General features: G+C 37.6%; 16 protein-coding genes. 3 read left to right on the forward strand and 13 right to left on the reverse strand.

The annotated features are described in order from the left end of the window. Nucleotides 1-121: 121 nt before the first annotated feature. The 4 genes from ACWATA_RS20620 to ACWATA_RS20635 all read right to left on the reverse strand — a co-directional run bounded on the left by ACWATA_RS20620 (nt 122) and on the right by ACWATA_RS20635 (nt 1203). Complete coding sequence (locus tag ACWATA_RS20620) at nt 122-244, reverse strand: YjcZ family sporulation protein (RefSeq protein WP_013055448.1); 123 nt, start codon at nt 242-244, stop codon at nt 122-124. A gap of 87 nt (nt 245-331) precedes the next feature. Further along, nucleotides 332-511: a hypothetical protein gene (locus ACWATA_RS20625; protein WP_033578059.1), complete on the reverse strand. Its 180-nt coding sequence runs from the start codon at nt 509-511 to the stop codon at nt 332-334. A gap of 61 nt (nt 512-572) precedes the next feature. Beyond that, entirely contained in the window at nt 573-746 is a 174-nt protein-coding gene (locus ACWATA_RS20630; RefSeq protein WP_473050154.1) for a hypothetical protein, read from the reverse strand. Between the two features lie 70 nt (nt 747-816). Beyond that, complete coding sequence (locus ACWATA_RS20635) at nt 817-1203, reverse strand: hypothetical protein (RefSeq protein WP_034267621.1); 387 nt, start codon at nt 1201-1203, stop codon at nt 817-819. Nucleotides 1204-1464: 261 nt separating this feature from the next. Here ACWATA_RS20635 and ACWATA_RS20640 point away from each other — a divergent pair, with 261 nt between their 5' ends. Together ACWATA_RS20640 and ACWATA_RS20645 are read left to right on the forward strand one after the other, a co-directional pair. After that, complete coding sequence (locus ACWATA_RS20640; RefSeq protein ID WP_473050155.1) at nt 1465-2202, forward strand: BMQ_0737 family morphogenetic spore coat protein; 738 nt, start codon at nt 1465-1467, stop codon at nt 2200-2202. A gap of 139 nt (nt 2203-2341) precedes the next feature. Beyond that, on the forward strand, nt 2342-3175 hold the full coding sequence (locus ACWATA_RS20645; protein WP_033578058.1) for a hypothetical protein: 834 nt from the start codon (nt 2342-2344) through the stop codon (nt 3173-3175). 47 nt (nt 3176-3222) lie between these two features. Here ACWATA_RS20645 and ACWATA_RS20650 read toward each other — a convergent pair whose 3' ends face one another. The 5 genes from ACWATA_RS20650 to mgtE all read right to left on the reverse strand — a co-directional run bounded on the left by ACWATA_RS20650 (nt 3223) and on the right by mgtE (nt 8072). Further along, nucleotides 3223-3558, reverse strand: a complete 336-nt coding sequence (locus ACWATA_RS20650; protein ID WP_416225867.1) for a DUF1360 domain-containing protein — start codon at nt 3556-3558, stop codon at nt 3223-3225. A 77-nt stretch (nt 3559-3635) separates the two neighbouring features. Then, the gene (locus tag ACWATA_RS20655; RefSeq protein ID WP_473050156.1) at nt 3636-4148 is read right to left on the reverse strand and encodes a CotO family spore coat protein; all 513 of its coding nucleotides are present in this window, start codon (nt 4146-4148) and stop codon (nt 3636-3638) included. A 214-nt stretch (nt 4149-4362) separates the two neighbouring features. Continuing rightward, nucleotides 4363-4497 carry a hypothetical protein gene (locus ACWATA_RS20660; RefSeq protein WP_321201889.1) on the reverse strand — a complete coding sequence of 45 codons (135 nt, stop codon included), beginning with the start codon at nt 4495-4497 and terminating at the stop codon, nt 4363-4365. A gap of 169 nt (nt 4498-4666) precedes the next feature. Continuing rightward, a complete protein-coding gene (locus ACWATA_RS20665; RefSeq protein WP_028412348.1) occupies nt 4667-6526 on the reverse strand; it encodes a monovalent cation:proton antiporter family protein in 1860 nt (619 codons plus the stop codon). A 169-nt stretch (nt 6527-6695) separates the two neighbouring features. After that, complete coding sequence (mgtE, locus tag ACWATA_RS20670; RefSeq protein WP_014461563.1) at nt 6696-8072, reverse strand: magnesium transporter; 1377 nt, start codon at nt 8070-8072, stop codon at nt 6696-6698. Nucleotides 8073-8249: 177 nt separating this feature from the next. Here mgtE and prpE point away from each other — a divergent pair, with 177 nt between their 5' ends. Next, nucleotides 8250-8990, forward strand: coding sequence for a bis(5'-nucleosyl)-tetraphosphatase PrpE (gene prpE, locus ACWATA_RS20675; protein WP_033578054.1), 741 nt, complete (start codon nt 8250-8252; stop codon nt 8988-8990). 33 nt (nt 8991-9023) lie between these two features. Here prpE and ACWATA_RS20680 read toward each other — a convergent pair whose 3' ends face one another. The 4 genes from ACWATA_RS20680 to ACWATA_RS20695 form a co-directional block, all read right to left on the reverse strand. Then, the gene (locus tag ACWATA_RS20680) at nt 9024-9917 is read right to left on the reverse strand and encodes an RluA family pseudouridine synthase (protein ID WP_028412351.1); all 894 of its coding nucleotides are present in this window, start codon (nt 9915-9917) and stop codon (nt 9024-9026) included. A gap of 14 nt (nt 9918-9931) precedes the next feature. Next, the gene (locus ACWATA_RS20685; RefSeq protein ID WP_025749877.1) at nt 9932-10729 is read right to left on the reverse strand and encodes an NAD kinase; all 798 of its coding nucleotides are present in this window, start codon (nt 10727-10729) and stop codon (nt 9932-9934) included. A 61-nt stretch (nt 10730-10790) separates the two neighbouring features. Then, nucleotides 10791-11426 (reverse strand): GTP diphosphokinase, encoded by a 636-nt coding sequence (yjbM, locus tag ACWATA_RS20690; protein ID WP_014461566.1) that lies wholly within the window; start codon nt 11424-11426, stop codon nt 10791-10793. 27 nt (nt 11427-11453) lie between these two features. Beyond that, the gene (locus ACWATA_RS20695) at nt 11454-11840 is read right to left on the reverse strand and encodes a UPF0738 family protein (protein WP_014461567.1); all 387 of its coding nucleotides are present in this window, start codon (nt 11838-11840) and stop codon (nt 11454-11456) included. Nucleotides 11841-12009: the final 169 nt, after the last annotated feature.

Here is a 12009-nt window from a genome sequence, read left to right on the forward strand (position 1 = left end):
CCTTTATTTATACTTCATCGTATGCACCATGTGCCTAGATGGTGCCCTTTACATTTAATAAAAAAATAAAGTGCGAGTGAAACTTCACCCGCACTTTTCGGTGCCTTATTCATAGAAGGGATTAATTGTAAAAACAAACACAACCAACAATAATTAATAGAATGAATAATACAACGATTAACGCAAAACCACCGCCGTAGCCACCACCGTAACCACAACCACCGTAGCCAAATCCGCAGCCCATAATATTACACCCCCTCTGTTTTACTCTCTATACTGTATGTTCACTCAAATGATTTTGTATGGGCTTTTCAACTGTGTACATTAAATTTCATTGTCCAAACGGATCTTCAGCATCTTGCTCATCAAGTCTTTTTACATTCTGCTGCAGTTTCCTTTCTTGCTGTTCCATCTGCTTTTCTGCTTTTTCTACTTCTTTCATTCTCTTTCGATGTTCTCCCATCATATGCTGTTCAAAAAACCGTTCAAATTCATCGAAAAAATCCGGCATCTCTACACCTCTCTCCACTCCATGTAAAAAAGCATTGTCTGATTGACAATGCTTCTATTGCTTATCGCTTTGGTAATTTTGAACCGCAGCCGCAACCACCTTGTTTTGGAGAAGGGTACTGGACTGGCTTAGGAATAGCCTGCCCTTTCTTCACCGATTGTTGTGTCATGGGTTGTGGATGATAAGGCAGGGGCTGAGGGTATTGATTAGGATTATAATTATAATGATAATACATCATGTTTCCCTCCTTTTCACAGCATCCTATCTATAACATTATATTCAGGACTAAAGAAAGACGTTCTATCTTATTTGTCCATTTTGCGCTGCATGGACAAAAATAAATCCGTACTGTTTTTTGGCTTTCTTACTCTCGATCTTTCTCCTCCCTTTTGCTCTGTCACTTCACGCAGCCGTTTTTGCAGCTCTTGAATTGTTCCTTCTGCTTCATGATTGTACTGTACAATAGACTGTTCGGTTTTTGATTTTTGTTCATTGACGCATGCTTTAAGCCAATCTATTTTTTCCTCCAGTTTTCTTTTTTCTTCTTCATGCTTTTGCTTTAATTCCGCTAACTCTTCCTTCATATCTTCATATTCAAATTCTTGATGTTTGAATTTTTGATATTCTTCTTTATAAAAAGCCAGTTCTGACTTCAATGAAGCAATATATTGTTTTGTTTTTTCCTCACTCATGCCCTTCACTCCTCCATTATAATTAACCCACTACTTCTAAAAAATCAGTTAAAGATGAATAACACTTTTTATTAACATGAATATGCTGTAATTGAGTTTATTATTTCCTTCATTTTTTATGCTCGCTCCAACTAGAATTTATTCCGATAAATTCCGCTTTTACTAAGGAACATAAAAGCAGGTCATTCATACACTATAGTAGTCCGATACCTAGTAACGAAAAGCGTAAAGGAAGGACAATTACAATTAGGAGGTTTAAAAATGGGAGAACTTTTTGAATCATTATGTATCCGCGTACCTAAAGTGTACGACTGGGTTAGACGTCAAGTTGTTTTACCACAAATCTTTACGAACGACACTTCATTATTTGAAGAAGAAGCACTTAAAGATTTAGGCCATGACGTAGAAGTGGAAATTGTTTTAACAGATAGTGAAGGTCACCCTGTAGATCCTTCAGATGAAGACGCACTTGATAACGTGATTGAGCTTGTGCCGCACGGTGGTCGCAGACCTAAAAAAATTGTGTTACCAGATGGAGAAGTTGTTGTTCTTCATGAAGTAAAATTATCAATTAGCGGCTTTTACCGAGTTAAGTTAATTGAATTGAATGGACATCACAAACACGATGAGGTTGAATCTAGCGTTATTCCTTGGAAAATACATCAAACATTCTATTTATGCGCCCCGGAAGGAACAGAACCTGTTGTCCACCTTGAATCTTTTGAAGGAACTGACGGTTCTCTCAGATTATCAGATTGTCACTTACAGCAATTAAGCTTTGATCTTATGTTATGCCTAAGTGTTCAAATTGAAAAAGATGTTAAAGTTGAAGTAGAAGGAAGCTTCTGCTACCCTCGCCCTGAAATCATTTCTACAAGCAGCTGCTCACCTATTGAATATCCACCTCAATGTGATGCTATTTTCCCTGGAAGACCACATCACGATGATTTTGATGGAGACGATGTAGAGTCAGGCTTCGACCATCACGAATTTGATTAACAAGATAAAAAGCCAGAGGAGAATATTTCTCCTCTTTTTTCATCCTTTACGCGCTTTCTGCATACATATAAATAAAACTGCTATGGGCAGCTCTAACGACCAGATTAATTTATAGCTCAGCAGGAAAGGAGACTACTAGATGAGTCGTAACTCCCCTTCCCCTAAAGATGATCTAACTCAATTAAAACAAAAGCTCATACACTATAAATCAGAAATTCGAAACGTGCAAAACCAACTAAAAAGCTATGAACGAGCTTTAGAGCGAGAAAAAGAAAATACATCGTTTTGGAAAAAGAAACACGCTGAGACGCTTTCTACATCTGAAAAAGAAGTAGAAATTGAAGAATTAGAAAAAGAACTGGATCTACTGAGAAACGAGCTTTCCGAACAAAAAATTATTGCCGAAGCGTTTCGAGAAAAAGCTTCAAGGAAACAGCCCGTTATTGAAGAAAAAATCGTGGAGAAAGTAATTGAAAAGATTGTAGAAAAACCCATAGAAAGGTTCGAAAAAAGCGATATCCTCTGTTTCTTCCAACATTCCATACTGCTGCCAGAACAAGATGAAAGCGAGCTGATGATGTTCGGCAACGTAATTATTCAAAATCAAACGAGCAGTACTTTATACTCTCCAACACTTTGCTTAAAAATGAAGCCTACTGCTTCTGCTATGTTAAGCGGGAAGATCATTGATGAAAAAGATATTGAAGCTTCTAGTGTCCCCTCTTCTTCTTTAGAATGGCGCTACGCTCATCCAAAATGGAACGAAAAAATTCAAAATGACGGTGAATATTGGATTAAACCCATTAAGCAAACAGTATTAAAGCCCAAAGGCAAATTACTATTTGACTCTTTTCAAGTAGTCATTCCGCTCTCCACTGATACAACTTCATTTATTCTAGAAGGCTTTTTCTATAGTGAAGAGTGGCAGGAAGGTATTCCTTTTTTAAATAAAGTTGTGCTAAACTTCCCTTAATCATTAAAAGACATATTGACGATCAATATGTCTTTTAACTCGTCCATTTATTTCATAAAAGATTCTATAATTCCTGCACACCCTGCAATAGCTAAGATCGTAATAATAGGAATAGCAATGTGCGGGACCGCTACATAACTAAAATAAATTCCTACCGCACACCATATGCCTGTACACCAATAGCAGCTGAGCAGCTCTCCAATCCACTTTTGCAGTCCCTTCCCTTTTATCTCTAGGTACGTTACTGTATTTCCTTGTTCATCTTGATCTTCTACAATTTTGTGAAACGGCTTCCGAATAAAAGCCGTAATTTTATCAAAAACAATTAGACGAGTAAGTCGAAACGTTGCAAAGATAAATAGCGTTAGATAAATCCATGTCATCTTCATTCCTCCGTACATTCACAAACTTATGAAAATAAAAGCTAACGTGCTTTTTCACTGTTAGCTTTTAAAATTACTTAAATTTTAACGATAGATATGGTCTGAATATCATTAAAGGTCAATACTGTTTTTTCTTTATTAGGAGGAACGCTTACGTATAAACTTCCTTCTTTTAACTCTAGAATTGTTCCTATATATTTTTGATTTTGGCACGTAATTTCACAAATTGGCTGAGACATATGAGGCGGGAAGCTGCATAGAAATTCAACTTTTTCTTTAATCGTCATAGACTGAAACATTTTATTTGGCTTTTTATTCTCTGATTGCGGTATATCCACAGGAACAATTGAACGCTCTTCCTTTTTTTCATTCTTAATCTCTTCCACTTTTTCTACGTCAGGCTCTTTGACTTCTTGAATAGAAGAAAAGCTGGGCTCTTCTTTTAACACATGCTCTTTCTCTATTCCTTTATTGTCTTGCTGTTTTGAACTAAAATAATATTGCATAGAACGCTGGTTTTGCGTAGCGTTTGGCTGGACAATGTACATTAGCGGCTCATTTTCTTCTGACTTAGATTTTGAGTTAGTCATGAAGCATACCTCCAATTGCTTGTTATCGTTCTTTTAAAAATGTATGCTTGCACACGGAAAAACTTGTTTATTTTTTTACAGTAGCCTTTTTAGAAATAAAAGCAGCACTATACTTTTTTATATAATTTAGGAAAATACCACAAAAGAAGTTGAGATATAACTAAATTAATTCAATCTAAAGACGCATAAATAGGATACATGAGCTGCCCGCTTGCTACACCGCCGTTGATTTCCGTGCAAGACTTCGCTTTCCGCGGGCGGCCAATGAGCCTCCTCGTCGCTTGCGCTCCTGCGGGGTCTCATCCCTTCCGCTTTTCCCGCAGGAGTCTTCGTCTTGCCCTCCAATCAACTGCTAGAAAGAGCTAAACAGATGAAACTTATTTTCAAAACAACAAAAAAACGAACCACTAATCAAACATGTTGATCAGTGGTTCGTTTTTCACTTGAGCTAAAATACTTTTGTCTCAGTCTCTTCCTCTCATTCAATCAGGTAGAAAACTAAATCCAGCTAAATACCTTTATCTAATTTTATACTCAAGAAGCATACGCAATTCATTCACATACGAACGAGACCCCGTTACAATCAAGCGATCATCAAATTCAAGCTCTGTATCGCCATGAGGTACAATAGAATCTTTACCTCTGAAGATTCGAACAAAAATCACATCTCCTGTAAACGGGAACTTACGAAGCTCTACCCCCTCGTATTTAGGGTTACGCATATTAATTTGATAAAGTGCTGTTTCTTGATTCGTTAAGATATTTAAAATATTTGGCGATTCGATTAAAGCTTTTAGCAATGCCGTTGTAGATAACAGCACAGAAAAAACTTCAATGTTATTTTCTTTCATCTTTTCATCTAAGACAGGACTTTCTACGCGGGCAATAACCCTTTCTGTACCATACTCTTTTGCAAATAGAGCAATGTCGCTATTTCTTTCTTCTTCCCCTGTTGTTACAACTAATACATCCGCATCTAAAATCCCCATACTTCTTAACGTTTCCTTACTATATCCATCGATGTCGACGATATTAAAAATGGAATCCGACGTACGGTTTTCAATTTTGTCCTGAGTAGGATGATAAATCGTCACATCATATAAATCAAGATCCATTTCTCGAATAACCGGGAGTGTAAATTGATTTGCACCAAGCATATTAACCTTCAGCTTTCTATCACTGATTTCTGGCTTTGGAAACAGCTTTCTAAAGATAATAGGTGTAATAATACATGTAATAATCGCCACCAAAATCAGCGCACCGGACATTTGGGAATCAATTACACCAATATTTTCACCAACCGTTGCTGCCGCAATAACGAGTGATAAAGTCGATGTTAAAAGGAAACCCGATGCCAAAACGGTTTTCATATCATACCATTTTCTTAAGATTAACGCTGGAACTAGCTTGGATATTAATAATGCAATGAATAATAAAGGCATTAAAATCAGCACTTTTTTATCACTGAACAATGACCAAACGTCAAGCTTCACTCCTACCATCACAAAAAAGATAGGAATTAAAAAACCGTAGCCAAACGAATCTAATTTATGAACTAAGTTTTTATTAGGCGCAAGAAGAGAAACGAGTGATCCCGCTAAAAAAGCGCCTAAAATGTTTTCAACACCAATTGACTCCGAAAGGCCCACTAGAATGATAATGAGTGCAAATACGGCGCGCGTGTCGATTTGAATTGTACCTTTAGACATTGTCTCAAGAAACGATCGGTTTTTAAACTGCTTCCCTATGAAGTATAAAATCACTCCTACTCCAAATAAAATTAAAATCAACCATGTATTGCTATTTCCTGATTTATCATAGACGGAAGCAAATACGGCTAGTAAAATCATCGTGACTAAGTCCGCAATAACCGCAATCAATAAAATGGTTTGTCCAATTGGCTTTTTCATAATCTGTGCATCTTTTAAAGTCGGCACTACTACTCCTAGTGAAATGGTAGAAATAATAAGCGTCATCAAAAAGGCATTATCAATAAAACCGGTCCATACAAAAACATAGGACAAAAATAGTGAAACCGCAAAGATAGCTGCAAACACTAGTATAGAAATGGAAAAAGCATTTGGCACCTTCGCTCCTGATGCCTTTTTGTCTTTTGAATTTCCTCCAGCAAAAGCAGAAAAATCAATTTCCAAACCACTTAAAAACATCAAAAAGATAAAGCCTAAAGTGGAAAGTGTTTCAAGCCACATATCCTGCTCCACAAGGTCAAAACCACTTTTCCCTATAATTAATCCCATAATAATTTCAGCTACGACTACAGGTATAATGTTGAGTTTAAACCGATGCAACAGTATAGGCGTTAAAAAGGCCAAACTAATGACGATAACAAGTGATGTAAAGGACGCGTGCTGTTCCATTAGATTCCCCTCCTTTTACCTTCGCTATTTATAAAACGAAGACGTTAGTATTCAAAATTAAAGGTTAATCATAAAAGCTTGAAGGTTCTCTGTCAACTATATGAACTGATAATGAACTGATAATGAAAATCCGACATGATTACTCATGTCGAATTCCAAAGTCCCTTCATTATTTTAAATAACTCATAAATGTTGTGGCTAGACCGAAGTAAATTAAAATACTGATAAGATCATTGATCGTTGTAATAAATGGTCCTGATGCGACTGCAGGGTCAATTTTGAATCTGTGCATGAGAAGCGGGATAAACGCTCCTGCTAGTGTAGCCACAATCAATGTTGAAAATACAGAGACGCCTACCAAAGCGCCTAAAATCAGATCTCCCTGCCAAATATAAACAATTAATACAACTAAAAGTCCACATGATGCGCCCGTAATCATTCCGGTAGCTGCTTCTCGGATTAACAGCTTAAATTTGCTTTCTTCTTCGATTTCTCCCGTCGCCAGTCCGCGGACCGCAACGGCTAGTGCCTGTGTTCCTGTATTACCAGCCATACCGCCAATTAAAGGTATAAATACAGCTAAAATAGCTACTTGATTCAACGTATCTTCAAAACGTCCAATTAAACTCGCTGTCATCATTCCTAAAAACAGCAAAATGATCAGCCAAGGCAGCCTCTTTTTGGCCGCTACTAAGGGATTGTGGTCAATCGTATCATCTACATCACTAATACCGGCTAATTTAGAATAGTCATCCGATGCCTCTTCATCAAGAACATCCATCACGTCATCAACCGTAATAATCCCTAGAAGATGCTGCTGAAAATCAACAACTGGAAGCGCAAGAAAGTTGTAATCGCGCATAATGCGCGCAACTTCTTCTTGGTCTTCTGCTACTGACACGGATACAACTCGTTCATTCATAACTTCGCTTATCATCGTATCTTCATCTGCTATAATTAAATCACGAAGAGAAATAACACCTGCTAGATGCTTTTGTTCATCAATAACAAATACATAATAAATCGTTTCCGCTTCTGGAGCTTCCCTGCGTAGAATGTGCATAGCTGAATGTACGGTTTGATTTTCACGAATGGCCACAAACTCAGTCGTCATAATACTTCCAGCGGTATATTCCTCGTAATGAAGCAGCTCTTTAATTTCATCGGCTGCTTCTTCATCCATAATCGTTAAATAGCTCGCCACTTGTTCTTTATCCAATTCATTTAATACGTCAACGGCATCATCCGCCGACATTTCCGACAGCATGTCTGCTGCAAAATTGGGATGCATTTCTGAGAGAATTTCTTGATAATCTTCTTCTCGTATCTCTACATTTTCAAAGATATCCGCCATTTCTTCCGGAGATAACATCTCGTACAGCGCAAACCTAGAAGGCTCATCTAATTCTTCAAAAAATTGAGCTTGGTCATACGTATGCATATGTAAAAATTCTTCACGAAATGCATCGATTTCATTTTTTTCTAGAAGTGATAATAAATGTTCGGCGAACCATGCTTTTTCTTCTTTTTCAATTGAATCTGTCATGTCTTCAACCTCCCTGTCGCACAAAACTCATTTAACTTTATGATGAATTTTGTTTTTTTTCAACTCATAGCTCTTTACTCTTTTCCCAATAATATATAAGTTCTACACATAGTTTGCTCCATATAAGGGTAATTTTATATCGTCAAAGGAAAAACCTTTTAAGGATGTGGATAAAAGATGAAAGTAGATATAATAGGCGATATCCATGGATGTTATGATGAATTAAAAGCGTTAACAGAAAAACTTGGGTATGAGTGGCAAGACGGGATTCCTATCCACTCTGACGGACGGCGCCTTGGATTTGTAGGTGATTTAACAGACCGAGGACCTCATTCACTAAAAGTGATTGAGCTCGTATGGTCACTTGTAATCAAGCATCAGCAAGCTTACTACTGTCCAGGCAATCACTGTAATAAGCTATATCGCTTCTTTTGCGGTAACAAAGTGGAAATTACTCATGGGTTAGAAACGACCGTTGCTGAGTACGAAGCCTTGCCTTCAAGAGAACAGAAATTCATTAAAAAAAAGTTTATTGAGCTTTATGAGCAATCACCTCTATATGTGCAGCTTGATCAAAATCAATTAATTATTGCTCACGCCGGCCTTAAAGCTGAATACATCGGCAGAACAGATAAAAAAGTTAAAACCTTTGTGCTATACGGAGACATTACGGGTGAAAAACATCTAAACGGTATGCCTGTCCGACGGGATTGGGCCCAACATTATAACGGAAAACCTTTTATCGTGTATGGGCATACACCCGTAGTAAAAGCCAGAAAAATTCATAATACCATTAATATTGATACGGGCGCAGTTTTTGGAGGGGCTTTAACGGCGTTTCAGTATCCTGAAGGGAATATTATATCGGTGCCTTCATCTATGCCTTATGTAGAGGAAAAATTTAATCACTTCGTGTAAAAAGAAAGTCGCTTTTCATTTAAAAAGCGACTTTTATCTTACGATTTGAAGTTTCTGCATATCTGGCGGCAAAGGTGCTGTAAAAGACAACGTTTTTTGTAAAAAAGGATGAAAAAAAGTGAGCTCATAGCTGTGGAGAGCTTGACGAGAAATAAGATGATTCGTTCCGCCATATAGGGTATCTCCAAGCAGTGGATATCCTTTATAAGCCATATGAACACGAATTTGGTGAGTTCTCCCCGTCTCAAGCGAAAGAGCAACTTCTGTAAAAGAAGAATACGGACGAAGCGCCGTATAGTGTGTAATAGCAAACTGCCCATCTTCTCTTACTTCCCGTTCGATGATACTTGACTCTTTTCGGCCAATCGGTGCCTCTATCGTTTCCTTGCCAACAAGCTTACCATGAACAAAAGCTCGGTACACGCGTTTAATTTCATGTTCTTTTTGTGCTTTAGAGAATAAGTAATGAACGTGCCTATGCTTAGCTACAATAAGCAGCCCAGATGTGTCTCGGTCTAACCTGTTCACAAGATGAACAGTCGAGTTAATGTTATTTTTCTCATAATAATAGAGCACAGCATTACTTAGTGACCACGTTAGATGTTCTCGAGAAGGTATACTTGGCATGTTTGGCTGCTTATTCAAAACTAATATATACTCATCTTCGTATACAATATCCAAAGGTATAGCTTTAGGAAGAAGACTTTCACTTGCTTTTTCTGGTGGAAACGCCACCTTGATTTCGTCACCTTTTTGCAGAATATATCGAACCGTTGCATGCTTTCCATTTACTTCAATCGCTCCTCCTCTGAACTTAATGTCCGTCAGCGAAGCTTTGGAAATATCATGTTCTTTTAAAAATTCACGAACCGCTACACCCTCGAAAGAATGATCTACGGTCCAACTCAACGTAAAAACTTGTTTCATTCTCTTCCCTGCCTTTAATCATCACATACAAAAGAGTCTCTGACACGCTGCCAGAAAGGAAACGCGCGAAAGCGAGCAAATCGAATTTTTTCGCTTGCTACCCGAAATTGAATCGACTTTACATCTTTATGTAAAAGAGTTAAATGATCAATGGTAATTTGAAAGTCTGCGTCGTTAACAGGCTTTAACAGCGCTGTATGATGTCCAGGAAGAACCAATGGAGAACCTATCGTACGGAACACTCGATTGTTAATAGAAGCCATTTCAGCAATTTGAATAGCTTGAAGCGAAGGATGTAAAATCGCGCCTCCAAGGGATTTGTTATAAGCTGTACTTCCTGAGGGAGTGGATACGCAAAGGCCGTCTCCTCGGAATGTCTCAAATCGCTGCCCTTTAATTTCCACATCCATTACTAAAGAGCCTTCTACACTTTTCACCGTACATTCATTCAGAGCTAAATATCGAGCTTCGCGTCCACCGTTCGTATAGCGGATAATCACTTCGAGCAGTGGATACTCTACAGTCTGATAGGGTGTCTTTGCAATAGCAATCACCAGCTTCTCAATCTCATCAGGTGTCCAATCTGCGTAAAAGCCTAAATGACCGGTATGAACCCCAATAAAAGCCGTCTTGTCAAGTCGGTTTCGATAGCGGTGAAACGCGTAGAGAAGCGTTCCATCCCCCCCTACTGACACTACAATATCAGGCTGGTTTTCATCATATTCTAAATGAAAATCTAATAAATACGTTTTCATTTTTTGCATAAGCGTATTTGATATTTGGTTGCCTTTTGATGTAATAGCAAATTTTATTTTCTCCACCTAATTCTCTCCCCCTATCCATCCAGTGTACAAAGCTGTTGCTGAGTCATACCTAAGATTCTTCCGCCGATTCTTTTTTTCGTGAGAAAATAGCCTGGGCTTCTTGAATCTCACCTCGTATTTGAGACATTTCTTCATCGAGCTGAGTAGCCGCTTCAGAAGCACGCTGAAGTCGCTTTTTGATATTCTCAGGAAATTTCCCGCTGTACTTATAATTTAAAGAATGCTCAATTGTAGCCCAAAAATTCATAGCCAGTGTACGAATTTGAATTTCCACTAAAATTTTCTTTTCACCTTTAATTGTCTGAACAGGATAACATACGACCACATGATATGAACGATAGCCGCTTTCTTTTTTATGAAGAATATAATCTCTTTCTTCAATCAATTCAAAGTCTGTGCGCTGACGAAGGAGCTCTACGACCGCTTTAATATCGTCCGTAAATTGACACATCATACGGAGTCCTGCAATGTCCTGCATCTCTTCCTCTAAGCGATCGAGAGAAATTCCTTTTCGAGTCGCTTTATCCAAAATACTGGCGATAGGCTTTACTCGTCCCGTCACGAATTCAATAGGTGAATGCGTAGACTTCATATCATACTGTGAACGAATTCCTTTTAATTTCACCTTAAGTTCTTCAACGGCTTGTTTATACGGTGCTAAAAATAAATCCCAATGCCTGATCATTAATAACACCCCCCTTTTTTCTCTCTGTTACTTATTTTCTTTATCTAAAAAAACTTCCTCTACTCTTGCTACCATCTCGTCTCCATAATTCACGTTTCCTTCGATGTTACTGATGAGATAAGACAGCTCTTCTTTAACGGCTGATAGCTCAATTACTTCCTTATTAATTTCTAAAAATACTTTCATATCTTTATGTAAGACGTGCTTTAAATTCGCCCAAATATTATCACTAAGGCCAACATACATAAATTGATCATTAATATCTACAACATATACAAATGACATGTTATCTGAGTCAACAAGCATTTGTTTTGTATCTTCCAATTGTTCAATTTCCGTCTCAATAGGGTCTGCTTTTAAATGTAATTCATTTGATTTCATCACACAGGTAGTGATGTCAATTCGATTGTGCATAAATAAACTCCTTCCAACTATACAATTCGTTACTATTTTAACACATTCCAGGAACGTTTAATAAAGGTAAAACCTAAACAATCCGTATTTCTTCATTTTCCAAGTTCCCCATATGGATATTCCTGTTAGGAAATGTAGTTTTACTGTCTCAAAAAGTGTGATAAATTAA

Source organism: Priestia sp. USM5 (assembly GCF_058323215.1).